The sequence below is a fragment of the Brevundimonas sp. FG128 genome, from assembly GCF_057809775.1.
Window position 1 is genome coordinate 346609 of record NZ_JBMDKP010000002.1, and the last position, 25616, is coordinate 372224.

The 25616-nt window shown below is 67.2% G+C and carries 17 protein-coding genes and 1 tRNA gene; 8 read left to right on the forward strand and 10 right to left on the reverse strand.

Going from position 1 to position 25616, the window contains the following annotated elements; all coding sequences use genetic code 11:
• Together cyoB and cyoA are read right to left on the reverse strand one after the other, a co-directional pair.
• Positions 1-2004 (reverse strand): cytochrome o ubiquinol oxidase subunit I, encoded by a 2004-nt coding sequence (gene cyoB, locus ACODSC_RS06180; protein ID WP_488812788.1) that lies wholly within the window; start codon positions 2002-2004, stop codon positions 1-3.
• Between the two features lie 13 nt (positions 2005-2017).
• The gene (gene cyoA / locus ACODSC_RS06185) at positions 2018-3244 is read right to left on the reverse strand and encodes a ubiquinol oxidase subunit II (RefSeq protein ID WP_488812790.1); all 1227 of its coding nucleotides are present in this window, start codon (positions 3242-3244) and stop codon (positions 2018-2020) included.
• Between the two features lie 210 nt (positions 3245-3454).
• Here cyoA and ACODSC_RS06190 point away from each other — a divergent pair, with 210 nt between their 5' ends.
• The gene (locus tag ACODSC_RS06190; RefSeq protein WP_488812792.1) at positions 3455-4810 is read left to right on the forward strand and encodes an MFS transporter; all 1356 of its coding nucleotides are present in this window, start codon (positions 3455-3457) and stop codon (positions 4808-4810) included.
• Positions 4811-4895: 85 nt separating this feature from the next.
• On the forward strand, positions 4896-5537 hold the full coding sequence (gene pncA, locus ACODSC_RS06195; RefSeq protein ID WP_488812794.1) for a bifunctional nicotinamidase/pyrazinamidase: 642 nt from the start codon (positions 4896-4898) through the stop codon (positions 5535-5537).
• A 30-nt stretch (positions 5538-5567) separates the two neighbouring features.
• Here pncA and ACODSC_RS06200 read toward each other — a convergent pair whose 3' ends face one another.
• The 5 genes from ACODSC_RS06200 to ACODSC_RS06220 all read right to left on the reverse strand — a co-directional run bounded on the left by ACODSC_RS06200 (position 5568) and on the right by ACODSC_RS06220 (position 15777).
• Positions 5568-7238 (reverse strand): alkaline phosphatase D family protein, encoded by a 1671-nt coding sequence (locus tag ACODSC_RS06200; protein WP_488812796.1) that lies wholly within the window; start codon positions 7236-7238, stop codon positions 5568-5570.
• Positions 7239-7248: 10 nt separating this feature from the next.
• Positions 7249-9762, reverse strand: a complete 2514-nt coding sequence (locus ACODSC_RS06205; protein WP_488812798.1) for a TonB-dependent receptor — start codon at positions 9760-9762, stop codon at positions 7249-7251.
• A 135-nt stretch (positions 9763-9897) separates the two neighbouring features.
• On the reverse strand, positions 9898-11268 hold the full coding sequence (locus ACODSC_RS06210; protein WP_488812800.1) for an alpha/beta hydrolase family protein: 1371 nt from the start codon (positions 11266-11268) through the stop codon (positions 9898-9900).
• A gap of 18 nt (positions 11269-11286) precedes the next feature.
• Complete coding sequence (locus ACODSC_RS06215; protein WP_488812802.1) at positions 11287-14352, reverse strand: TonB-dependent receptor domain-containing protein; 3066 nt, start codon at positions 14350-14352, stop codon at positions 11287-11289.
• 69 nt (positions 14353-14421) lie between these two features.
• Positions 14422-15777, reverse strand: a complete 1356-nt coding sequence (locus tag ACODSC_RS06220; protein ID WP_488812804.1) for a dicarboxylate/amino acid:cation symporter — start codon at positions 15775-15777, stop codon at positions 14422-14424.
• Between the two features lie 316 nt (positions 15778-16093).
• On the opposite strand from ACODSC_RS06220, the gene ACODSC_RS06225 reads away from it, so the two are divergent.
• Both ACODSC_RS06225 and ACODSC_RS06230 read left to right on the forward strand, forming a co-directional pair.
• Complete coding sequence (locus ACODSC_RS06225; protein ID WP_488812806.1) at positions 16094-17854, forward strand: sensor histidine kinase; 1761 nt, start codon at positions 16094-16096, stop codon at positions 17852-17854.
• A complete protein-coding gene (locus tag ACODSC_RS06230) occupies positions 17854-19185 on the forward strand; it encodes a sigma-54-dependent transcriptional regulator (RefSeq protein WP_488812808.1) in 1332 nt (443 codons plus the stop codon). Before ACODSC_RS06225 ends, ACODSC_RS06230 begins: the two co-directional genes overlap by 1 nt.
• Before the next feature lie 19 nt (positions 19186-19204).
• On the opposite strand, the gene ACODSC_RS06235 is transcribed toward ACODSC_RS06230, so the two are convergent.
• The gene (locus ACODSC_RS06235) at positions 19205-19621 is read right to left on the reverse strand and encodes a hypothetical protein (protein WP_488812810.1); all 417 of its coding nucleotides are present in this window, start codon (positions 19619-19621) and stop codon (positions 19205-19207) included.
• A gap of 92 nt (positions 19622-19713) precedes the next feature.
• Positions 19714-19805, reverse strand: a tRNA-Ser gene (locus ACODSC_RS06240).
• Between the two features lie 124 nt (positions 19806-19929).
• On the opposite strand from ACODSC_RS06240, the gene ACODSC_RS06245 reads away from it, so the two are divergent.
• Genes ACODSC_RS06245 through ACODSC_RS06260 form a run of 4 tightly spaced genes read left to right on the forward strand, consistent with a single transcriptional unit; the run spans position 19930 to position 24735 of the window.
• Positions 19930-21414: an exopolysaccharide biosynthesis polyprenyl glycosylphosphotransferase gene (locus ACODSC_RS06245; RefSeq protein WP_488812812.1), complete on the forward strand. Its 1485-nt coding sequence runs from the start codon at positions 19930-19932 to the stop codon at positions 21412-21414.
• Positions 21415-21425: 11 nt separating this feature from the next.
• Positions 21426-22871, forward strand: coding sequence for an oligosaccharide flippase family protein (locus tag ACODSC_RS06250; protein WP_488813451.1), 1446 nt, complete (start codon positions 21426-21428; stop codon positions 22869-22871).
• Positions 22868-23800: a glycosyltransferase family 2 protein gene (locus ACODSC_RS06255; RefSeq protein WP_488812814.1), complete on the forward strand. Its 933-nt coding sequence runs from the start codon at positions 22868-22870 to the stop codon at positions 23798-23800. The genes ACODSC_RS06250 and ACODSC_RS06255 overlap by 4 nt, the downstream gene beginning before the upstream one ends.
• A 2-nt stretch (positions 23801-23802) precedes the next feature.
• Positions 23803-24735, forward strand: coding sequence for a glycosyltransferase family 2 protein (locus tag ACODSC_RS06260; protein WP_488812816.1), 933 nt, complete (start codon positions 23803-23805; stop codon positions 24733-24735).
• A gap of 143 nt (positions 24736-24878) precedes the next feature.
• On the opposite strand, the gene ACODSC_RS06265 is transcribed toward ACODSC_RS06260, so the two are convergent.
• Complete coding sequence (locus ACODSC_RS06265) at positions 24879-25580, reverse strand: P-loop NTPase family protein (RefSeq protein WP_488812818.1); 702 nt, start codon at positions 25578-25580, stop codon at positions 24879-24881.
• Positions 25581-25616 lie beyond the last annotated feature (36 nt).

The window sequence follows — 25616 nt, forward strand, 5'->3', positions numbered from 1 at the left end:
TCAGGCCTCCGTTCCGGCCAGGGCGCGCGTACGCGCCTCTTCGGTCGCGCGCACCTCATCCTCGGGGATGTAGTAGTCGCGCTTGTAGTTGAAGGTGTGCCCGATCGCGACGGCCAGCACGCCGATGAAGCAGATCGCCGCCAGCCACCAGATGTACCAGATCAGCGCCAGACCCATCACCAGGCACAGGCCCGAGATGATGACGCCCGTTCCCGTGTTCGACGGCATGTGGATAGCCTTGTAGCCGGTCAGCGGGCGCTGATAGTTCTTCTTCTTCATGTCCCACCAGGCGTCGGCGTCATGGATGACCGGCGTGGAGGCGAAGTTGTAGTCCGGCGGGGGCGAGGACGTCGCCCACTCCAGCGTGCGGCCGCCCCACGGATCGCCCGTGACGTCGCGCAGCTTGTCGCGGTTGATGATCGACACGGCGAACTGGATGAACATGGCCGCGATGCCCAGGGCGATCACGCCCGCGCCGATGGCGGCGATCACGAACCATATCTGCAGCGACGGATCGTCGAACACCCGCATTCGGCGCGTCACGCCCATCAGGCCAAGCACGTACAGCGGCAGGAAGGCCAGCCAGAAGCCGGGCACCCAGCACCAGAAGCTGATCAGGCCCCACTTCTTGTCCAGCTTGAAGCCTGTGGCCTTGGGCCACCAGAAGTTGATGGCCGCGAACAGACCAAACAGCACGCCGCCGATGATGACATTGTGGAAGTGCGCCACCAGGAACAGCGAGTTGTGCAGCACGAAGTCCGCCGGCGGCACCGCCAGCAGCACGCCCGTCATCCCGCCGATCACGAAGGTCAGCATGAAGGCGATCAGCCACATCATGGGCAGTTCGAAGCGGATCCGCCCACGGTACATCGTGAACAGCCAGTTGAAGATCTTGGCCCCGGTCGGGATCGAGATGATCATCGTGGTGATGCCGAAGAAGCTGTTCACCGAGGCGCCGGACCCCATGGTGAAGAAGTGGTGCAGCCAGACCAGGTAGGACAGGATCGTGATGACGACCGTGGCGTAGACCATGGAGGTGTAGCCGAACAACTTCTTGCCCGAGAAGGTCGAGGCGATCTCCGAGAAGACGCCGAACAGCGGCAGGATCAGGATGTAGACCTCGGGGTGACCCCAGATCCAGATCAGGTTCACGTACATCATCGGGTTGCCGCCGAAGTCGTTCGTGAAGAAGTTGGTGCCGACGTAACGGTCCAGCGTCAGCAGGGCCAGGACGGCGGTCAGGACCGGGAAGGACGCCACGATCAGCACGTTGGTGCACAGCGAGGTCCAGGTGAAGACGGGCATCTTCATCATGCCCATGCCGGGCGCGCGCATCTTCACGATGGTGGCGATCAGGTTGATGCCGGACAGGGTTGTCCCCACCCCCGCGATCTGCAGCGCCCATATGTAGTAATCGACCCCGACGCCCGGGCTGTAGCCGATGCCCGAAAGCGGCGGATAGGCCAGCCAGCCGGTACGCGCGAACTCGCCCACGAACAGCGAGGCCATGACGATGATGGCGCCGGCCGTGGTCATCCAGAAGCTGAAGTTGTTCAAGAAGGGGAAGGACACGTCGCGCGCGCCGATCTGCAGCGGCACGACATAGTTCATGATGCCCGTCACCAGCGGCATGGCCACGAAGAAGATCATGATCACGCCGTGGGCGGTGAAGATCTGGTCGTAGTGGTGGGCGTTCAGATAGCCCTCGGACCCGCCGAAGGCCATGGCCTGCTGGAGGCGCATCATGATGGCGTCGGCGAATCCGCGCACGAACATGATCAGACCCAGGATCATGTACATGATCCCGATCTTCTTGTGGTCCACGGTGGTGAACCACTCCTTCCAGAGATAGCCCCACAGCTTGAAATAGGTCAGGGCGCCGACCAAGGCGAGGCCGCCCAGCAGAACCACGATCATGGTCACGACCAGGATCGGCTCGTGCAGAGGCAGGGCCTCAAGCGTGAGGCGCCCGAAGATAAGCGGAATGAGTTGGTCAGCGTTCATCGACTGTGTTCGCTCAGGCGTTGGGGGCGGAACGGACGTCGGTCGAAACCGGCCCCGTGACGAAGGGGTTGGAGACCGACGTCGTCAGCGCGGCCATGGGCGCGCCTTGCGACAGTCCCTGCCCCGTTAGACGCTCCAGGCTGGAAGGCCGGCTGGCGACCTCCAGATCGGCGCGACGCATGCGGTCGGCCGCGGCGGCCTCGGCCTGCAACGGCGTGCAGATGGTCATGACGTAGCTGTCGTTCGAGCCGAAATAGGCCGGCGACTTACCGCGCCCGGCGTATTTGTCGTAGACCAGCGGCATGGTGTTGCGCACCGACGCCATGGACAGGCCGCCCTGTTTGTCGATCGCCATCATCTCGCCCATGCACATCTTGCCCGGCTCGACGCACATGTTGAGGATTGCGTCCCACAGCGCGCCATCGACCGCGCCGAAGTGCATGACGGGCGCCTTTTCGCTGGGCTTTTCCAGCTCCAGATAACGGTCGCGGTCCAGCGTCTGGCCGCCCTGGCGCACGCCCGACACCCACTGATCGAAGCCGGCCTGATCCAGACCATGGAAGGCGAAGCGCATGTTGGAGAAGCCGTCGCCGGAATAGTTGGCCGAGAAGCCTTCGTATTCGCCCGTGTGGTTGATCACGGCGTGCAGCTTCGTCTCCATGCCCGGCATGGCGTAGATCTGACCGGCCAGGGCGGGGATGTAGAAGCTGTTCATCACCGAGGACGAGGTGATGTGGAAGCGGATCGGGCGATCGATCGGCGCGGCCAGTTCATTGACAGTGGCGATGCCGTACTGCGGGTAGATGAACATCCACTTCCAGTCGAGCGCGATCACATTGACCTGCAACGGCTCCACGCCCTCGGCGACGGCCTGGCCCGGCTTAATCCGGTCGATCGGGCGATAGGGATCCAGCAGATGGGTGCCGGCCCAGGTCAGGGCGCCCAGGCAGATGATGATCATCAGCGGCGCGGCCCAGATGACCAGCTCCAGCGACGTGGAGTGATCCCAGTCGGGCTGATATTCGGCCTCTGCCTCCTTGTTCGACGCCCGGTACTTCCAGGCGAAGAACACGATCAGCGCCATCACCGGCACGATGATAATCAACATCAGCAGTGTGGAGATCATCAGCAGATCGCCCTGCTGGGCGGCGACGTCGCCGGCAGGGTTCAGGACGACCAGATTGCAGGCCGACAGCAGGGCCACGACGGGCGCGAGCAAAAGTAGGCGCAGACGGCGCAAGGCGGATCCAATCGAAAAGCGTCGGGCAAGGGGGAGGCGCCGCGACGGTTGGCGTTCGTAGGCTGCGGGATAGTCAGCTTCGTTCTGGAACGACATTGGACAATCTGTCCTATCCTCTTGAGGCCGCTTTCATCGCAAAGGGCGCCCGGTCATAATGCGGCAATCGGCCGTACGCCTGATAATCCTGTCTCACACGGAGCGACCAAGCCCATGTCCGCCTCGACGACCCCCTCGTCAGAGTCGCTGGAACGCGACGCCGCCAAGATAAACTCGCACCACCATGGCAAGGTGGATGCGGGCGAAATCGCCATCGGCGTCATTATCGGCCGAACTTCCGAGTTTTTCGACTTCTTTGTTTACGCCATCGCCTCGGTGGTGGTTTTCCCGCAACTGATCTTCCCCTACGCGGGCGCGGTGGGCGGCACCCTGCTGTCGTTTGCGATCTTCGCCCTCGCCTTCCTGTTCCGCCCGCTGGGCACGGTCCTGTTCATCGCCATCGACCGCAAGTTCGGACGTGGCGCCAAGCTGACGACCGCCCTGCTGTTGCTGGGCACCTCGACCGTGTCGGTCGCATTCATCCCGGGATATGAGACCATCGGCATGTGGGCGCCGGTGCTGCTGGCCCTGACCCGCATCGGTCAGGGCGTGGCCCTGGGCGGCACCTGGGACGGCCTCGCCTCGCTGCTCGCGCTGAATGCGCCCGAGGGCAAGCGCGGCTGGTACGCGATGATCCCGCAGCTGGGCGCTCCCATCGGCCTGCTGGTCGCCTCGGCCCTGTTCGCCTTCTTCCTGAACACCCTGTCGGCCCCCGACTTCCTGGACTGGGGCTGGCGCTATCCGTTCTTCGTGGCCTTCGCCATCAACGTGGTGGCCCTGTTCGCGCGCCTTCGCATCGTGGTGACGCCCGCGTTCCAGAAGCTGTTCGAGACCCGCGAGCTTCAGCCGACGCCGGTGTCGCAGGCCCTGCGCGCCGAAGGCCCCAAGATCGCCATCGGCGCCTTCGCCCCCCTGGCTAGTTTCGCCATGTTCCACATGGTCACCGTCTTCCCGCTGTCGTGGATCTTCCTGTTCACCAAGGAGACGCCGGTCCGCTTCCTGATGATCGAGATGGTGGGCGCGGTGTTCGGCCTGCTGGCCATCCTGGCGTCGGGCGTTCTCGCCGACCGTTATGGACGCCGGACCCTGCTGGCGGTAACCGCCGCCGGTATCGCGGCGTTCTCTGGCTTTGCACCGCAACTGCTGAACGGCGGCACGGCGGGCGAGCTGACCTTCATGATCTCCGGCTTTATCCTGCTGGGCCTGTCGTTCGGCCAGGCCTCGGGTCCGGTGGCGTCCAGCTTCAGCCTGACCAACCGCTACACCTCCTCGGCCCTGACCTCGGACCTGGCCTGGCTGTTCGGCGCAGGCTTCGCTCCTCTGGCGGCCCTGTGGATCTCCAGCCAGTTCGGCCTGATCGCCGCCGGCGCCTATCTGCTGTCGGGCGCCGTCTGCACCCTGCTGGCCCTGTGGCTGAACCGCGAACTGGCCCGCAGTTCGTCCGACAAGGACCGCGCCAAGCCGGCCTGAACCGCGTCACGACCGATCGACAGACACGGTCCGCAGTCTCTGCGGGCCGTGTTTTCGTTTGAGCAGGGCTGATCTAGGATGCGGGGTGACCCAGATCGCCCTCTCCTCCTCCGACGCCCTGCTCGTCATCGATCCGCAGAACGACTTCTGCGAGGGCGGGCGTCTGGCCGTCGAAGGCGGCGCAGGCGTCATGGGCCTGATCAACCGCCTGTCCGATCGGTTCGGCCGGATCGTGGCGACCCAGGACTGGCACACGCCTGACCAGATATCCTTCGCCTCCAACCATTCCGGCGCATCGCCTTTCACGATGATAGAAGTCGCCTATGGACCGCAGATGCTGTGGCCCGATCACTGCATCCAGGGCACGACCGGCGCCGACTTCCATCCCGACATCGCGCCGACGATCCGCAAGGCCAGCGCCATCGTCCGCAAGGGCGCCAACCCGGCGGTGGACAGCTATTCCGGCTTCTTCGAGAACGACCACGCCACCCCGACCGGCATGGCCGGCCTTCTGCGCGATCTGGGCGTGACGCGCCTGTTCTTGGCGGGTCTGGCCTATGACTACTGCGTTCGCTTCACCGCCGAGGACGCCTTGCGCGAAGGCTTCGACGTCACCGTCGTCACCAACGCCACGCGCGCCATCGCCGCCGAGAGCGCACAGGGCGCGCGCGACAGCTTCCAGGCCTTGGGGATCGCGGAAATCGAGGCGTCGCGTCTTCTGGCCTGACAGAGACGCGACGCCCTTCGACGCCGTCCGTCAGACTTCCGCCAGATCGCCCTGCGGCGATACGGTGAAGGTCTTCACCCGCTTCAGCTCATAGGGTTTGGCGGTGATGGTGGACACGGCCCACAGCTCGCCCACCACCTGATCACGCGCGATCTTCAGCAGGACATAGCCCTTGGACGACTGGTCGCAGAACTTGACCTCGGGATTGGCCGCCGTCAGGGCCACGCCCAGCGGCAGGCCGCCGACCTGATCGCCCGGCGACGGGCTCGAGATCGAAGAGGTTCCGAACTCCACTGCACGGCGCGCGCCGGCGTTGTCGTGCAGGTCGTTGACCCAGAAGGCGTGGCTGTCGCCCGACAGGACGATGGGCGCAACGCCCGCCGCAGCAAAAACCTCGTACAGTCGCTCGCGCCCCGCCGGATAGCCGTCCCAGCTGTCGAGATTGAACGGCAGCCCCAGTTTGAACAGCTGGATCGCCGCCTCAACCTGCACCCGCACATCGGCCGGTAGCGAGGCCACCATCTGTTGCACCTGTTCGGGCGGCATCATGCGCGAGATGTCGGGGCCCTTGACCCGCGCCATCACCACCTGATTGCCGATGATCTGCCACGGGCGACCCGCCGCCTTGGAGCGGCCCAGCGTTTCGCCGATCCACTGCCGCTGGCGCTCGCCCAGCAGGTCGCGCTCGGGCGCCGCGCGCAGGGCTTCGAAGGCGGTGACATCCGGGGCGCCGGCGGCCGTCTTGGGCATCTCGGCGAACGTCATTTGCTCGCCGCGCGCCAACAGGCGCGTCTCGACCATCACCAGACTGGCCAGATCGCCGAAGTCGAAGCTGCGGTTGATGGCCTCGGCCATCGCGCCCGACTTCGGCTCACGGATCGGCATCCATTCGTAATAGGCCCGCAGCGCTGCGGCCTTGCGCGTGGCGAAGTCGCCTTCGGTTTCGGGCTGATGGTTTTCGGCGCCCGTCATCCAGGTGTCGTTGGCCACCTCGTGATCGTCCCACACGCAGATGAAGGGTGAGCGGGCATGGGCGGCCTGGAGATCAGGATCGGTCTTGTACTGGGCGTGGCGCATCCGATAGTCGGCCAGGCTGACGATCTCGTGCGGCGGCTGCGGACGCCGGTCCAGCGCCGCGCCGGTGATCATGCCATAGTGGGTGGGTTCTGCCCCATACTCGTAGATGTAGTCGCCCAGGTGGACGATGGCGTCCAGCCGATCCAGCTTGGACAGGGCGTCATAGGCGTTGAACAGGCCGCCGGGATAAAGCTGGCACGACACCACCGCCAGGGCCAGATCGGACGTCGCGCCCTCCGGCAGGGTGCGGACCCGACCGACCGGCGAGGTCACTCCGGCGGCCACAAACCGATAGAAATAGTCGCTGCCCGGCTCCAGCCCCTGGCCATCCAAGTCGTGCTTGACGGTGAAGTCCCGCTCAGCGCGCGCGCGCAGGCCCGTCGAGCGCCGGACGATGTCGCCGAACGCCGCATCGCGCGCGACCTCCAGCACCACCTCGATGTCGCCGGCCGACGGATTGGCGGGCGTCACGCGCGTCCAGAAGACGGCCGACCGCGTGTCAGGATCGCCGCTGGCCACCCCGTGCAGGAAGGCGACCTCCCCTGCGGCTGCGCCTTGGGCGGCGACAGGCGTGGCGACGCCCGCGCCGATGAGGCCGAGAAGACTGCGGCGATCCAGTTGCATCGAAATGTCCTTAGAGCTTCAGCTTGAACACGAGGCCGTAGGCTGCCGGGCGGCCCGCGATGAAGGTCGGCATGCCCAGGGCGTCGCCGGTGTTGCCGGCGTCCTTGATGTATTCCTCGTCCAGGATGTTCTCACCAAAGGCTTCGACGCCCCAGTTGGTCGATTCCGGCGTGTAGCGGATGCGCAGGTTCAACAGCCCGTAGGCGTCCTGGTATTCGTCCTGGATCAGGTCGGCGACGAAGTTCTGGGTCTGCAGCGCGGGAAGGTCGTTGTCGTCGCTGAAGAAGACTTTCGACTGCCAGGTGTAGGTCGGCTGGACCTCGATCTCGCCGCCCGACACCGGAAGACGCCAGGTCGCCCCGATCGAGGCGGCGTTGTCCGGCGACAGCCGGAACCGATTACCGTCGTAGATGCCGTTCTCGAAGCGCGAGTGGTTGTAGGCATAGGTGGCGAACAGGTCGAAGTCCTCGGTGAGGACCAGATTGGCCTGGCCCTCGAACCCATAGGACTTGGCTTCGCCGGCGTTCGTCGTGATGAACTGGGTGCCGTCCTGGATCGTGGTCTGGAAGTTCTCGTAGTTGTACATGAAGACCGCGCCGTCGAGGCGCAGGCGACCGCCCATCAGGGCCGACTTGGCGCCGACCTCGTAGCTGTCGACCGTCTCGGCATCGACCGGCGTGAAGCGCGCGGCGCCGCCCGGAGCGGCCGGTCCCGAGGCGCTGATCACTTCCGGACGCCGGCCGCGCGCATAGTTGGCGTAGACATTGGTGTCGTCGGTGAGCTCGTAGCGGGCCGTGACCCGCCAGGTCACGCCGTCGTCCTCGGAGTCAAAGTAGGAGAAGTCGCCGTTATTGGTCGTCGGCTGGGCGGTCAGGCCGAATAGCGGGAAGGCGCCGGCGGGAAGATTGGCGAAGGCGGGATTGGCCATGGCCGCCAGGAAGGCGGGGATCTGAGCCGTCGGGATCGCACCGGCCTGGACCGCCAGCAGGGCGCCCAGGACCGAGCGGCTCTCGACCGAACTCGCATAGCCCGTCGTCTTGTCGTCGCGGGTATAGCGCACGCCGGCCGACATCTCGAACCGGTCGGTGAAGGCGTATGTGGCGTCGGCGAAGACGTCGTATGACGTCAGTTCCGAGCTGTTGATCGGGGTCTCGATATGGTTCGAGTCCAGATTGGCCGCGATCGGCGCGGCGAAGCCGCCGGCGCCCAGCGGCGTCAGCAGGGCGGCCAGCGCACCTGTCGCCACGGTCGGATAGGCGGCCAGCGGCAGGGTGTTGTCGCCGACGCCCGCCGAAGAACCGTCCAGCAGGCCCGCCAGCTGGGCCAAGGCCAGCCGCTCGTCGAACTGGGTGGGCGTGCGCTGGTAGCCTTCCTCGTGGAACCAGCCGGCGCCGACGAAGCCGCTCAGAGGACCGCCGTTGTCGAAGCCCAGCCGCAGGTCCTGGCTCCATTGCTCGCCGTGGGTCTCTTCGGCCGCCGTCAGCATGGGCAGTGACACGCCGTCGGCGTCGAAGGTCTCGTAGTTGTCGAACTCGCGATAGGCGGTGGTCGAGTTCAGGCTCCAGGCCGGGGTCAGGTCGATCCGGGCCAAGCCGGTCACGCCCCAGACTTCGCGGTTCAGGCCCAGAGACTTGCCGCCGTCGAAGTCGGCGCCCGGCGTCAGGGCCGCGCCCTCCCAGGGTTCCTTGCCGCCCAGGACCGCGCCGGTGTTCGGATCGGCCGGTTCATAGGCGATCGACTTGAACGAGGTACCCGAGGCGTGGTCGTTCTGATAGTTGCCGATCACGTCGAACCGCATGGCGTCCGACGGGGTCCAGGCGCCCGACAGGCGCACGGCCTTGGTCTCGATGGCGTTGTAGTCCTCGCCGCCCAGCAGATTCTCGACCGAACCGCCGCGGGTCTTCAGACGCGTGGCGAGGCGCAGGCCGGCGGTCTCGCCGACGGGCAGGTTCAGCGCGCCCTCGACCATCCGATAGTCTTCGTTGCCGGCCTCGATATTGGCGTAGGCCTCGGTCTCGCCGGGCCGGGCGCGGTTCTGGACCAGGTTGACCGCGCCGATCAGGGCGCCGCGCCCGTACAGGGTCGATTGCGGCCCCTTGGCGATTTCGACCCGCTCCAGGTCGAACAGTTCGACATATGAGGCCCGCGACTTGGAGATCGACACCCCGTCCTGGAACACAGACACGCGCGCCTCGGACGTCGCCGAGCCGTTGTCTGAGGTGATGCCGCGCATCACGAAGCCCGGGTTGTTAGGCGACTGGTTCTGCACCAGGAAGCCCGGCACGAAGGCTGACAGCTGGTCGAACTCCTGAATGCCCAGATCTTCGAGGAACTGACCCGAATAGGCGGTCAGGGCGAACGGCACGTCGATGGCCTTCTGCTCACGCAGCTGGGCGGTGACGATGACGTCGTCGACGCTGCTGACCGGCGCCTGATCCTGGGCCCAGGCGACCGATCCGGCGGCCATGGCGCCCGTCAGGGTCGCGGCCGCGAGCAGGCGCGTCTTCAATGTGGTCTTGGACATCTGATCCCCCAGATTCGGCTAAGCTGGGAGCTGACTACGCGCAGGCCATGTCGGTGCGACGACGCCCCGGCGTCGCCTTGAAGACGACCGGGCGACGACTGCGCGACGGTTCATCCGTCCACCGATCGCCCTTTCCTAGTTTGGCTGGGCAGGCCGGCCGGTATCGACACTGGAATGGAAGTCCGTGTCGAAATGACAGCCGTCCTCGTAACGAGGCGCGGCCGCCTGACACAGGGCCGCGACGCTGTCCGGCGTCGGCTTCACCCCGTCGTCCAGCCACCGCATCATGGCCTGGAACAGACCGACGTATTCGGGCGGCGACAGACGGCTGTGTTCGGCCTCTTCCGTGAAGGTTTGGACCAGCAGGTCTGACCGGCCGGCGGCGGCGACCGTCTCGCGATACAGCGCCTCGTTCGACACGAAGGCGGTCGGATCGTGCTTGGCGTGGATGGTCAGGGTCGGCGCCACGATCAGGCCGCTGAGGTCCGCGTCATAGGCCAGCCGCGCCACGCCCATCGGATCGGCGCTGAACCTTTGCACGCCCGCGTTCAGCGCGGCGTCGTCATGCGATCCCTGATAGACGGTCCGGCTGTTGTCGAACGGGTTGAGCCCATCCAGACGACGCTGGACCATGTCGCGGAACAGGAAGGTCGCCCAGGACAGGTGCGCGACCAGATGATCTTCCTGCACGCCCGTCACGGCCAGGATGTCGGCGAGATTGCGCTTCTGTTCGGCCGAGCGCCGGTTCTCCGGCAGGCCCACGCCCGTGCAGGTCTCCACCCGCTGCGCCAACTGGGCGCGCTTCAGATTGCTGTCCAGCGGCAGGCCCTGCCACAGCGGATACGGGGCCTCGTCAGGTTGGGGATGGTTGTTGCAATAGAACTGATATACGGCGCGCAGATCGGCGCGGAACCGATAGGTGCGCGTGCCCCCGCCGATCACGCCGCTGGTCAGGACGACGCCGTCCCAGGCCACGTGGCCCTCGGCGTCGCGAGCATAGAGCTCGGCCGTCTTGGCTGCGACATTGCCGCCCCACGATTGTCCGTGCAGCAGGGTCCGACGCGGCTTGCCGAACGTCTTCCAGAAAATCTGGCGCAGATCATCGGTGTCTTCCGCCGCCATCCGCACGCCATAGCCGCCGCGACGATAGCTCGACCCCGCCCAGGCGAAGCCCTCCTTCACCGTCATCGAGAACCGCTCCAGGTCCTCTAACGGATCATTCGCCTGCGGCGTCGCCGTGCGAGGCCCGCCGTGCGCATGGACGACCAGGACGCCGTTCCAATCCTTGGGCACGGCGATCCAGTAATAGCCCCCCTTCGCCGCCCGCCCCGACCAGCACCGCGTCTCTTGCGGCAGGAAGTCGGGACAGGCGGTCGGGTCCGGGGAGGGATCGGACGCCGCCGCGACGGGCGCGGCGGCCGTTGTTTCCTGAGCGTGGGCGAGCGGGGCGAACCCCGCCCCGGCGGCGGCCAGCGCCGCCATGGTTCGGATTGTACGACCCGTCATCACCCGTGCTCCTTCAGATCAGAACGTCTTGGAGACGTTGACGTACCAATACCGGCCATAGGGGCGGTACAGCGAGCCGAGATAGCCGGACGATGTCAGCGGTGGCTGTTCGTCGGTGATGTTGCGCGCGCCCAGTCGCACGGTCGTGCCCGAGGCGAAGCCGTAGCCGTCCTCGAACTCGTACTGACCATAAAGATTTCCGGTGAGTTGGCTGTCCACCTCCCAGGCGTCTCCCTCAGTGCTCAGGAATCCGGTCTCGGTCACTGCGCTGACGTACTGGGTGAAGGCGCCGACCTGCCACGGACCCTGCGACCAGGTGAACGAGCCCGACACCCGCCACTCGGGCCGTCCATTGCGCGCCAGCAGGGTTTCCGAGATCGGCAGGGGGGTGTTTTCGTTGATCAACCCGGCTTCACGCGCGTCGAACAGCGACTCGACCAACGGCCCCGGCGAACGATTGAACTCCATCAGGTGGGCGGCGTTCAGGCTGGCGCGGAAGCTGCCCCACGGCGTGTTGCGAAGACGCCATTGGACGCCGATGTCCAGCCCTTCCACGGTCTGAGGCAGCAGATTGACGAACTGATCCTCGATCGAGACGATCTGACCGACCGGATCGATGCCGCTGCCCTCGAAGAAGGCCACGTCGTCGGCCGTCACCGACGCGCGATTGACATTGTCGTTGGTCGTGCCCTGAAGAATGTTCAGATAGTCCAACACCACGTTCGACTGGGCGCCCAGCAGGCCTACGATCTTCTCCTGCTCGATCTTCCAGCGGTCGATGGTGAAGGTGAAGTCGCCATACTGCTGAGGAATGAACCAGGGCTGGAACACCAGGCCGATCGACTGATTGGTGCTCTCTTCAGGCTGCAGCTCGGGATTTCCGGAAACAAGCAGGGACGCGCTGGCCGGTTGCGAACATTCGTTGAAGTTGTCGATCCGACCAAGTCGCAGGTCCGCCTCGCAGCGGATGTAGTCGTTGTTCGTCGAAAGGCGAGCGTACTGGGCGGCGTTGGTCTGTTCCAGGTTCGGTGCGCGGAAACCCTCCGAATAGGAACCACGGACCCGGACGCCTTCGACGATGTCCCACGCCATGGCGATCTTCGGCTTCGCGACATCGCCAAAGTCCGAATAATGCTCGTATCGGCCGGCGATCTGCAGGTCCAGGCTGTGCACCAGCGGCACGTTCATCTCAGGCGAGACAACGGGCACCGCGAACTCGACATAGGCCGAATAGACCTCTCGCTCGCCATAGGTGTCCGGGTTCGAGCTGACGGCGGCGATGTTGGAAATGCTGGTCTCGCCGCTGATGGCGTCGACGAAGACGTTGGTGCCATCCAGGTCCGCGTCGCGGTCGTCCCTCTGGGTTTCCTTGCGAGCTTCCACGCCCACCGCCATGCCGACCGGGCCGCCCGGCAAGATGAAGACGTCTGGCCGGCTCAGCTTGAAATCCCAGAGCGCCAGGGTGGTCTTCGACACGCGCGTCAGATCGGTCGATATTGCGTCGATGGCGGTCTGCGAACTGGGCGTGCAGTCACCGAAGCTGGTGTCGTCCACGCACCCGCCGCTGAAGGGGTTGTAGGCGTCGGGCGTCGACAGGGCGAGACTGGCCTGCAGCGCCGTCAGGTTGATGGCGTTAGACGTATCGGTCGCCTCGGCTTCCGAATACAGCAGCGCGCTTTCCCAGTCGAAGCCCCGCCATTCGCCGCGCAGTCCACCAAGGATGCGAGACTGCCAGTTATCGACGTCCACGACCTGACGGCCGACGTCGTTGAAGCGATAGCGGACCAGCTTCACATCCGTCCCTTCCGACGGGACATTGCTCAGGCCCGGCAGGCGATTGGGATTGAGCGAGCCGTCGGCGAAGGTAACGGGCCCGAACGGATTCCAGTAGTTGCTGGCCGGGATCCAGAGCTGATTCAACAGGATGGTGGGCGGTTGGATGTTCTGGGTATTGGCCGTGTAATAACCCAGCTCGCCAAAGGCCGTGACGCCGTTGTCCATGTCGTAGTGACCGGACACGAACAGGTTCAGCCGCTCGACATCGGGAGAAACCGTGGTGTCGCGCGCGCCGTCATAGCGCAGTTCTCGGCCTGCCCCACTGTAGCCGATGTTGCCGCTGGCCAGGCAGACGTCGCCGCCGATCGGCGCCGTGCAGCCGAAATCACTGGGCTGGTTGTGGAATGCGCCGGCCGTGGACGTCAGATTGGTCGTGCCCTGGCTGACCCGGAATGGTGTCTGGAAGTTGGCCCAGGCGGTATAGGAGGACCGCCCGTCGGTGTCGGTGCTGGTTTCATAGCCCGGGACGTCAGCGAACAGGGCGCGACGGTCGTCGGTCGCCGTGTAATCCAAGTCCTCGGACCGTTGAGCTGTACGGTCGGTGTAGTCCAGGAAGCCCGAGATGTTGCCGCGCGAGAAATCCTTGCCCGCGAACAGACCCAGGCTGAACTCGCGCCTGTGCGTCCCTTCTGCGCCGCCATACTGCGCCTTCATCTCCAGACCGTCGAAATCTTCCTGCAAGACTGTGTTGACCACGCCCGCAACCGCGTCGGCGCCGTAGATGGCCGCCGCGCCGTCCAGCAAGACCTCCAGCCGTTCGAGCCCGGACACAGGAATGGCGTTGGAGTTGTAGCTGAGCACCGGCACCGTTCCGGTGTCCGACGTGCCCTGACTGGTGGGGTGGGCCACGATCCGGCGCCCGTTCAACAGCACCAGGGTGTTGCCCACGCCCAGAGAGCGCAGATTGACCGAGTTCACGTCGCCGCGCGCCGCATTAGAGGTCTGTGGATTGTTCGCGCTGGAGAAGAGGACGTCGCCCATCTGCGGAATGGATCGTAGCAGATCGTCGCCGCTGACCGCCCCGCTCGCCAGAATCTCGTCCTGGGTGACGACCGTCACCGGCAAGGCCGCCGTGGTCGATGCGCCGCGGATCTGCGAGCCCACCACGACGATGTCCTCGACCTGGGTGGCCGGATCATCCTGCGTCGCAGTCGCCTGGACGGCGGCATCCTGGGCCAGGGCCGCGCCGGCCGACATCAGCAGAACGGCCGAGGCGGCTCCCGCCATAAGAGCGAACTTGGATTGCATCGTCTTTCTCCTCCCTCGCGGGTCGCCGTTATGCCGACGATCCCGTCTTCAAAAATTCGTTCTCGCGGATCAGTCGTCCGCGAGAACCAGATCGTCTCCCGGTCCCGCCGCCGGATTGGGTGCGGCGGCGATGGGTTGCGGCGTGCCGTTCAGCGCGGCCTTCAGGGCGTCGCGGTCCAGCGCGTTCTCCCAGCGGGCCACGACGATGGTGGCCACGGCGTTGCCGATGAAGTTGGTCAGGGCCCGGCACTCGCTCATGAAGCGGTCGATGCCCAGAATCAGCGCCATGCCGGCGACCGGCACGTCCGGCACGACCGACAAGGTCGCCGCCAGGGTGATGAAGCCGGCGCCCGTGATGCCCGCCGCGCCCTTGGACGACAGCATGGCCACCAGAAGCAGCGTGAGCTGCTGCCAGATCGTCAGGTCGATGTTCAGCGCCTGGGCGATGAACAGGGCCGCCATGGTCATATAGATGTTGGTGCCGTCCAGATTGAACGAATAGCCGGTGGGAACGACCAGGCCGACCACCGACTTGGCGGCGCCCGCGCGCTCCATCTTGGCGATCAGGCTGGGCAGGGCCGCCTCGGAACTGGAGGTGCCCAGCACCAGCAGCAGTTCTTCCTTAAGGTAGCGGATCAGCTTCAGGATGTTGAAGCCGTTGGCGATGCCCACCAGCCCCAGCACCCCGACCACGAAGATGATGGCGGTGACGTAGAAGGTGACGATCAGGGCCGCCAGATTGGCGATGGACGCGATGCCGTAGGCCCCGATGGTGAAGGCGAAGGCCCCGAAGGCGCCGATCGGCGCGGCCTTCATCACGATGGCCACCAGCTTGAACACGGCCAGGCTGAGGGTCTCGAACAGGTCGATCACCGGCTGACCACGCTCGCCGACCAGCGCCAGGGCGATGCCGAACAGGATGGAGACGAACAGCACCTGCAGGATGTTGCCCGTCGAGAAGGCGCTGACCAGCGTGTCGGGAATGACCCCCATCAGGAAGCCGACAATGGTGCTTTCATGCGCGGCGGCGGCGTACTGTTCGACTGCGCCCGCATTCAGGGTCGCGGGGTCGATGTTCAGGCCGTCGCCGGGACGAACAAGATTGGCGATGATCAGGCCCACGATCAGGGCCAGGGTCGAGAAGACCAGGAAATAGGCGAAGGCCTTGGCGGCCACGCGGCCGACGCTGCCCAGGTCGCGCATGCCGGCGATGCCGGTCACTATGGTCAGGAAGATCACCGGGGCGATGACCATCTTCACCAGCTTGATGAAGCCGTCGCCCAGCGGCTTCAGGCTCTCGCCGAAGGCCGGCCAGAAATGACCGATCATCGCGCCCAGCGCGATGGCGATCAGCACCTGGAAATACAGGTGACGATAGAACGGCCGACGAACGGTCGGCGCGGCCTCGGAAGGGACTGGGATCACGAAAGGCTCCTGATGTGCGGGGGGCGATCCCCGCAGTCTCCTCGATGGGCGCGATCTTCGCCACGCTCCGTTTGAAGACAGTCGCCGCGTTGGAGAGCGAGACCAACCGCGTTCCGAATTTTCTTTATCTAACTGAGAACGAACGGCATTTCGTTCTCTCTTGACGCATGTCGCCGGAATTTGTGCGAATTATCGCGCGAGCATCTAGCCGTCGAGTGCGATTATCCGCACACTGCACGCTATGTCGACCCGCCCCCCTTCCGACTCGCCGCCGCTCGTCCGATCCCGCCGCCGGGGGTGGCTGGCGTTCGCGGGCGTGTGGATCGTCGTCGCCCTGGCGGCGGCCCTGGGCGCGGGCGAAGCGGCGCGTCGGGACGCCGAGGCGGAGCTGGCGCGTCAGGCCGAGGCCGCCGCCGCCCTGCACGCCGCCGTCCTGCGCAGCGAGCTGGAAAAGCATCGCTCCCTGCCCGTGGCCCTGGCCGGCGATCCCGACATCGCCGACCTGCTGGCCGCGCACACGACGGCGCAGGGCGGGCGGGTCGATCTGAAGCTTGAGAACCTGGCGCGCCAGACCCGCGCGGCGGTCATCTATATCATCGACGCGGGCGGCCGGACCCGCGCGGCCAGCAACTGGCGCCTGCCGACCAGTTTCGTCGGCGCCGACTACGGTTTTCGGCCCTATTTCATCAACGCGATGCGCAGCGGCCAGGCCGAGTTCTTCGCCCTGGGCACGGTGTCGGGAAGGCCGGGCCTCTATCTCGCGCGGCGGGTGGACGGCGCCGACGGGACGCCGCTGGGCGTGGTCGTGGTCAAGGTCGAGTTCGACGCGCTGGAGGCCGAATGGCGCGCCTCGGGCGAGCCGGCCTATGTCGTCGATCCCGGCGGTGTCGTGCTGATCACCAGCGTGCCGGAATGGCGGTTCCGCACCACCGAGCCGCTGGACGAGCGTCGTCGTCGCCTGACCCTGACCGATCAGACGCTCCAGCCAGAGGCCCTGCGTCCCCTGCCCTTCGTCAACCCGCCGAGCGACCAGCCGCGCCTGGTCCAGGCGCAGGCCGGCTACGGCGAACAGCGCTGGATGCATGCGGCGGTGCCGACCGAGACGCCCGGCTGGACCCTGCATCTGCTGTCGCCGACACGGGGCGGCATCGATGTCGCCGTCGCCGCCGCCCGCGCCCTGGCGGCCCTGGTCGTGACCCTGCTGGCGGGGCTGGTCGCCTTCCTGCTGCGGCGTCGCCAGCAGGGCGTGGCCCGCGCCCGGGCCGAGGAGGAGGCGCGGCTGGAGTTGGAGCGGCGCATCGACGAACGCACCCGCGAACTGCGCGACGCCAACACCGCCCTGAACCGCCAGATCGAGGAACGCCGCCGCGCCGAGACCGCCCGCGAACTGCTCCGCGACGAACTGGTTCAGGCCAGCAAGCTGGCGGCCCTGGGCCAGATCGTGGCCAGCGTGGCGCACGAGATCAACCAGCCCGTCGCCGCCATCCAGACCCAGGCCGAGACCGCCGGCGTCCTGCTCGACCGCGATGAACCGGACAAGGCTCGTGGCGCCCTGGCTCGCATCGGCGACCTGACCCAGCGCATCGGGGCCATCACCCAGGAACTGCGGGTCTTCTCCAGAAAGTCCGACCCCAAGATCGGCGCGGTCCGGCTGGAAGACGCCATCCACGGCGCCCTTCTGCTGACGCGGGGACGGCTGGACGAGGGCGGGATCGACCTGGTGCGAGAGGGCGACGCCGAGGTGACGGTCCGCGCCGACCGCTTCCGGCTGGAGCAGGTCATCGTCAACCTGCTCAAGAACGCCGGCGAGGCGCTGGAGGGCCATGACCGGCCGCGACTTCTGCTGAAGGTGACGCAAGACCGCGATCGCGTCCGTCTGATCGTCTCGGACAACGGGCCTGGCGTGCCGCCCGAGGTGCGCGCCCAGCTGTTCACCCCCTTCGTCACCACCCGCGCCAACGGCCTGGGCCTTGGGCTGGTGATCTGCCGCGACATCGTCGCCGGCTTCGGCGGCGAGCTGGACCTGGCCGAGGGTGAAGACGGCGCGACCTTCGTCACGACGCTGAGGACCGCCTGATGGAGTTCGCCCGCCCGACCGCCGTCGCCCTGATCGAGGACGACGCCGACTTCCGCCAGGCCCTGGTCGAACGCCTGACGCTGGAAGGCTACGACGTGCGCGCCTTCGCCGCCGCCGAGCCGGCGCTGAAGGCGATCGACGCCGACTTCCCCGGCGTGGTCGTCACCGACTTGCGGATGCCCGGCCTGGACGGCCGCCAGCTGCTCAGCCGGCTTCAGGCGCTGGACCCCGCCCTGCCCGTCATCATGATCACCGGCCACGGCGACATCGGCGATGCGGTCGCGGCCATGCACGACGGCGCCTATGATTTCGTCGCCAAGCCCTTCCCGTTCGAGCGGCTGCAGGACAGCCTGAACCGGGCGCTAGAGAAGCGCGGCCTGGTGCTTGAGAACCGCCGCCTGCTGGCCATGGCCTCGGACGGCGGGCAGGAACTGCCGCTGGCCGGCTCGTCGCGCGCCATCACCGCCCTTCGCGCCACCATCGCCCAGATCGCCGACGCCCGCATGGACGTGCTGATCGAGGGCGAGACCGGAACCGGTAAGGAGGCCGTCGCCCGCGCCCTGCACAACGGCGGCCGACGCCGGCTGGCGCCCTTCGTCGCCGTCAACTGCGGCGCCCTGCCCGACGGTCTGATCGAGAGCGAACTGTTCGGCCATGAGTTGGGGGCCTTCGCCGGCGCCCTGCGTCGCCGCGTTGGCCACGTGGAGCGGGCGCACAACGGCTCGCTGTTCCTGGACGAGGTCGAGAGCATGCCTCTGGCCGTCCAGGTCAAGATGCTGCGGGTGCTGGAGGAACGCGAGGTCCACCCCATCGGCGCCAACGAACCCCGCGCCCTGGACCTGCGGATCCTGGCCTCGTCAAAGGTCGATCTGGGCGAGGCCGCGCGAACCGGCGCCTTCCGCGAAGACCTCTATTACCGGCTGAACGTGGTGCGGCTGCGCGTGCCGCCGCTACGCGAACGGCGCGAGGACATCCCCCTGCTGTTCGCCCACTTCCTGCGCCGCGCCGCCGACCGCCACGGGATCGAGCCGCCGAGCGTCAGCGACGGCGTCCGCCGCCGCCTGCTCGAGGCCGATTGGCCCGGCAATATCCGCGAACTGGCCCATTTCGCCGAGCGCGTCGTCCTGTCGCTGGACGAGACCGCCCGCCCCGCCGACGCGGGCCTCAGCCTGCCCGAACGCCTGAACCGCTTCGAAGCCGACCTCCTCCGCGACGCCCTCCAGGCCCACCGCGGCGACATCACCGCCGTCCTCGCCGAAATGCGCGTCCCCAGAAAGACGCTCTACGACAAGCTCCAACGGCACGGGCTCAAGCCGGCGGCGTTTCGGTGAGAAAAACGCTATGTAGGCGTTAGGCGATTTCTAGCTTTTTGACGATCCAGAACCAGGCAGCGACGCACGTGGCTCCAAGCTGGATCATTGCCAAAATGCTCAGCCACACTCCGTCGCCATATCCCATCAGAATGGCGGTTAAGTTCAGCAGCGTCAGTGCGACCAAAATTACGAATACCGCCCAACCGGACCAAGCTTTGAAGGCTTTGTCGCAAACCCAGCGTCCCGCTGCCACGCCTAACGCCGAGGAAACTAAGGAGGCACTGACCTCTACAAGCCGGGAGACGCCTCCGCTCGATGAACCAGCGAAAAACGTGTAAGCTACATAGGCAATCGCAGTAACAACTACATAGCAGATGAAGAACAATGGCACCGACACGATGGTGCCAAGAACTAACGAACCGCGATCTTGTGGCTGGACGTGGTCAGTTGTCATGGCTTCCCCCGAAGGTTGCCATCTAAGCACATCTTCGGATTGCGTAAAACCGCCCAAACGCTAGACGTCAGCACGTCAACTTGATGGGAAGATGGCGGAGACGGAGGGATTCGAACCCTCGGTACCCCTTACAGGGTACGACGATTTAGCAAACCGTTGCCTTCAGCCACTCGGCCACGTCTCCAGCGAAGGGCTCGATAGCGGAGGCTGATGCGTCGCGCAATCCGGTTCGCGCGAAAGCGTCCACGTTAACGCGACATAGAGGCGAAACCGGCAGGATCGCGCGCGCTCATCAGCCCCGGATCCTCATGCTCGACCGCACCGCCAGTCTCGCCGCCGACGCGCCGTCAAAGGGCCGCGCCGCGCGTGGGCCGTTCCGGCCCGAGGTGTGGCTGAATGCGCGCCAGCGGTCGGCCGTGCGGCTGTCGGCCCATTATTTCCGCGCGATCGACGTGCTGGTCGTCGTCGGCCTGGCCCTGGCGGCGACGCTGGCGATTCGGCCTGCGGGCCTGGCCGCCCTGACCGTGGGCGAGGTCGCGCCCCTGATCGCGGCGACTGTCGTGGTCCTGGTGCTGCTGCGCGCGCTTCAGCTCTATCGGTTCGGGCGCGACACGCCCTGGGCCCTGCATCTGGCCGGGGTCGCGGGTGTCTGCGCCACGGCGGCCGGCGTCGCCCTGGCCCTGGGCCTGATGCTGGATCGGCAGGGGATTGGTCTGGCCGCGCCCTGGGTGCTGGCGACCACGGGGGCGCTGATGATCCTGCACGGCCTGTGGCTGGCGCTGATCGCGCGCTGGCGGCGGCTGGGCGTGCTGTCGCCCAATATCGTCGTGGTCGGCGCCACGCGCAACGCCCAGACCCTGATTGAGCGAGCGCTGGAGCGGCGCGACATGAATGTGCTGGGCGTGTTCGACGACCGGCTGGCCCGTTCGCCCGACAGCGTCGCCGGCGTGCCCGTGCTGGGCGACGCCGAGGCCCTGCTGACCCACCGCATCACGCCCTATGTCGACCGCATCGTCCTGGCCATCGACCCCGACGCGGGCCAGCGGGTGCGCGACCTGACCCAGCGGCTGCAGACTCTGCCCAATCCCCTGACCGTGCTGGTGGACACCGAACTGGCGCGCGACGGCCTGCTGAACCGCCTGGCCAATGCGCCGCTGGCCTCGCTGGACGGGCCGGTCGATCCCGACAGGCGGGCTTTCAACAAACGGCTACAAGACCTGCTGGTCGGCGCGGTGGCCCTGGTGGTCGCGGCCCCAGTCATGGCCCTGGTCGCGCTCGCCATCCGACTGGACAGCCCCGGCCCCGTCTTCTTCCGCCAGCGCCGCCACGGCTTCAATCACGAGACCATCGTGGTGTGGAAGTTCCGCTCGATGCGCCACGCGGCCGCCGACGCCACCGCCAGCCGCCAGGTCAGCGCCGACGACGACCGCGTCACCCGCGTCGGCCGCTTCATCCGCGCCACCAGCCTGGATGAGCTGCCCCAGATCTTCAACGTCCTGTCGGGCGAGATGTCCCTGGTCGGCCCCCGCCCCCACGCCATCGGCATGAAGACCGGCGAGACCGAGTCCGCCCTGCTGGTCGCCGAATACGCCCACCGCCACCGCATCAAGCCGGGCATGACCGGCTGGGCCGCCATCAAGGGCTCGCGCGGGCCGGTGGACACCGAGGCCCAGGTGCGTGAGCGCGTCCAGCTGGACATCGAGTATATCGAGCGCCAGTCCTTCTGGCTGGACCTGTGGATCATCGCCGTCACCATCCCTGTCCTGCTGGGCGACCGGGCGGCCGTGCGTTGAGCGAGAAGCGCATGTTCTGGCGCGGCGTCTGGGGCTATCTGCCGGCCCAGATCGTCCAGGGGGTGGTCGGTTTCCTGACCATCTTCGTCTTCACGCGCCTGCTCAGCGCCGACGACTTCGGCCACTACGCCCTGGCCTTTTCGGTCACCACCCTGGCCCACACCGTGACCTTCAGCTGGCTGGAGGCGTCGATGGCGCGCTTCTGGGCGACCGAGCGCACGCCCCAAGGCCTGGCCACGCATTTCGCCAGCCTGTACCGCACCTCCTTCGCCATCATCGCCGTCTTCACGCCCATCGCCGCCCTGGTGGTGTGGCTCGCGCCCCTGCCGCCGGCGCTGAAGATCGCCGTCGCCTTCGGCCTGGCGGGCGCGCCGGTGCGCAACCTGGCCAAGCTGGCGCAGGAGCGTTTCCGGGCGGCGGGCGAGGTGTCGAAAGCCGCCCGTGTCGACATCGGCATCTCCATTCTGGGCTTTCTGGTCGGCGCCGGGTTCGCCGTCGCCGGAGCCGGCGCGGCCTCGCCCCTGCTGGGCCTGGCCATCGCCCCCCTGTTCGCCCTGCCCTTCATCCTGCCCGGCGAACTGCGTCAGGCGAGCGGCGGAACGGTCGATCGGGCGCGGCTCAAGGCCTATGCCGCCTACGGCTATCCGATCGCGGCGTCGCTGACGCTGGCCGTGGTGCTGGCCTCGACGGACCGGTTCCTGCTGGCCGCCTTCATGGATGCCGGGGCGGTCGGCGCCTATCACGCCAGCTACAGTCTGGCGAACCGGACCCTGGACGTGATCTTCATCTGGCTGGGGGCGGCCGGGGCGCCGGCCATGGTCATGGCGCTGGAGCGCGGCGGGCGCGAGGCCCTGCGCCAGACCGCGCTGGAGCAGGGATCGACCCTGATCCTGATCGGCCTGCCCGCCGCCGTCGGCCTGTCGATGGTCGCGCGGCCGATGGCGGAGCTGATGATCGGCCAGGACCTGCGCGCCGCCGCCGCCCTGGTCACGCCCTGGATCGCGGCCTCGTCCTTCCTGTCCGGCATGATCGCCTATTATTTCGGCTTCGGCTTCACCCTGGGCAAGAAGACCGGCCTGCTGCTGGTCACCATGGCCATTCCGGCGCTGTGCAACGTCGCTTTGAACCTGGTTCTGATCCCCCGGCTGGGCGTCCTCGGCGCCGCCGTCTCCACCGCCGCCAGCTTCGCCATCGGCCTGATCGCCTGCCTGCTGCTCAGCCGCCGCGCCATCGCCCTGCCCATGCCGTGGGAGGCGCTCATCCGGTGCGGAATCGCGTCGGCCGTCATGGCTGGCGTCGTCTGGCTCCTTCCGCCGCTGGGCGGGTTCGTGGAGCTGATGCTGGACGCCGGCGTGGGCGGCGTCGTCTATGCCGTCATCGCCCTGACCCTGAACGCCGCAGGCGTCCGCGACGTGCTGATGCGCCTGATCCGCGCGCGGCGGAGCGTGACGGCGTGAGCGCCCATATCCACGACAACGCCGCCTGGGCGGTGGCGGGGCCGACGATCTCGGTCCTGATCCCCTTCCTGCGCGACGATCCTCAGGCCTTGCTGCGCCGACTGGACACCGAGGCCGCCGCTATGTCCGGCGCTGTCGAGCTGATTCTGCTGGATGACGGCACCGCAGACGCCGATCTGACGGCGCGGCTTCAGGCGACCCTCGAGGCCCTGGAACTGCCCGCGCGCCTGATCAGCCTGGTCGCCAACGAGGGTCGCGCCAGGGGACGAAACCGCCTGACCACCGCCGCCCGGGGCGAGGCCTATCTGTTTCTCGACAGCGACATGCGGCCCGACACCCCCGTTTTCCTACAAACCTGGGTCCGCCTCATCGCCCAGGATGCGCCCGCCGTGGCCTTCGGCGGCTTCTCGCTCGATCAGGCCCCGACCGACGCCCGGTTCGCCGTCCACCGCGCCCTGTCAGGCGCCTCGGAATGCCTGCCCGCGTCCCAGCGCGCCCTGACGCCCGAGAAATACGTCTACACCTCCAACCTGCTGGTGCGCCGCGACGTCTTCGCCGCCGAATCCTTCGATCCCGGTTTCAGCGGCTGGGGCTGGGAGGACGTGGAATGGGCCATGCGCGTCTCGCGCCGGTTTCCCGTTGTTCACATCGACAATCCCGCCACCCATATGGGCCTGGACACGGTCGAGGACCTGGCGCGCAAGTTCGACCAGGGCGCCGGCAACTTCGCCCGCGTCGTCGCCCTGCACCCCGCCATCGTCCAGACCTATCCCAGCTACAGGGCCGCGCGCGCCCTGAAACGCCTGCCCGCCCTGCCCTTGGCGCGCCGCCTGATGAAACAGGCTGCCCTGACGACGGTCCTGCCGGTCAAGGCCCGCGCCTTCGCGCTCAGGCTCTACCGCGCCGCCGTCTATGCGGACGCCGTCTGACCATGCGCGATGTCGCCGTCATCATCCCGACCCTGTGCCGCCCTGACAGCCTGGAGCGCGCCCTGCGCTCGGTCTTCGCCCAGACCGGATCGCTGGACCGCGTCGCCGCCGTCGTCATCGCCGACAACGACCCGCAAGGCTCCGCCGCCGTCCTGATCGAGCGCCTGCGCGCCGAGGCGCCCGTCCCCCTGACCTATGCCCACGCCCCCGTGCCCGGCGTGGCGACCGCGCGCAACATCGGCCTGTCGGCGACCGACGCGCCCCTGATCGCCTTCCTGGACGATGATGAAGCCGCCTCGCCCGGCTGGCTCGCCGCCCTGCTGGATGCGCAAGGCCAGACCGGCGCCGATGTCGTCTTTGGCCCCATTCGCGGGCGTGTGCCGGCTGACACCGGCTGGACCACCGCCTATCTGGAGCGGTTCTTCGGCCGCGACGGCCCGCGCGAGACCGGCCTGACCGACACCATCCACGGCTGCGGCAACAGTCTGATGGTGCGCGCGACCGCCCTGCCCGGCGATCCCCCCTTTGATGTCGCCATGAACGAGACGGGGGGCGAGGACGACCGGCTCTTCACGGCCCTTTCGGCGCGCGGCGGCCGGTTCGGCTGGGCCGCCGAGGCCTGGGCGGACGAGTTTGCCCCGCCCCACCGCGCCACCCTGAACTACGCCCTGACCCGCGCCTTCGCCTATGGCCAGAGCCCGACCCAGATGGCCGCCGCCCGCCGCGACTGGCCCGGCGTCGTCAAATGGATGCTGGTCGGTTTGGCCCAGACCGGCGCCTGGGGCGCCCTGTCGCTGGCGTCCGCCCTCCTGCGCCGCCCCGACCGCGCCCACGCCTACGACCGCTGCGCCAGAGGCCTCGGCAAGGTCTTCTGGACTAGAGGATTCGAGCCGAAGCTCTACGGCGCGGCGATGATCAAACGCACCAGTACCTAAGCCCTCGCTCTTAAACCGTCATCCTCGCCCTCGTGGCGAGGATCGAGATTCCCGGTGCGTCCGTCCTGAGACCGGGAGTCTGGATCCTTGGGACAAGCCCAAGGATGACGAACTAAAAAGTGGACTAGCGGGCGTTCGGCTATTCAGCCCGTCAGCCGCTGCAAAAAGCTCGGCGGCTTATAGGTCGAACGGTTCATCACCACCCCGGCGATCCGCCCGCCAACGGCCTCGATCTCGTCGCGCAGGATCACAGGCGCGTTGGCCGCCGTGCTCTCGGCCGCGACCACCAGCACCGTCATGTCCACGAAGGGCGCCAGGATGATCGCCATGTCGTTGCGGTCGGCGGCCGGGGCGTCGATGACGATCGTGTCCGCATGGGGCCGCAGCGCCTCCCAGTAGTGGGGCTCTCCGACCGCCTCGACCCGATGCCCGGACCGCAGCGCCTCCATGTGGAAATGCGTCACCCACAGCCGTCCGCCCAGGCACGACCGCGCCGTCAGCAGCCGCGAATCCGGCACCGGCTTGCCGTCGCGCCCCGTCACGCGCGGCGTCACGGCGTAGAAGCTGGATCCGTCAGGCGAGGCCTGCGCCGCCTTGCCGACCTGGCCGAAACGATCCGGCTCGGCCGACACGGTCTCAAGCTGTCCCTGCTGGGCCAGGTCGCCGTCGATCAGCCAGACGGGTTTTCGCGCCCGCACGGCCGCCAGACGGGCGAACTCGCGCGCCACGGTCGAGACACCCTCGCCGGTCGCAGCCGAGGCGAACTGGATGACGCGCGCGCGATGCGCCGGCGCCGGTCCCAGCGCCGCCCAAAGGCCCGCCATTTCTGAAGTCAGATCGACCATCGAATCGCCAAGGCGCTCCCCAAGGTCTCAGCCTAG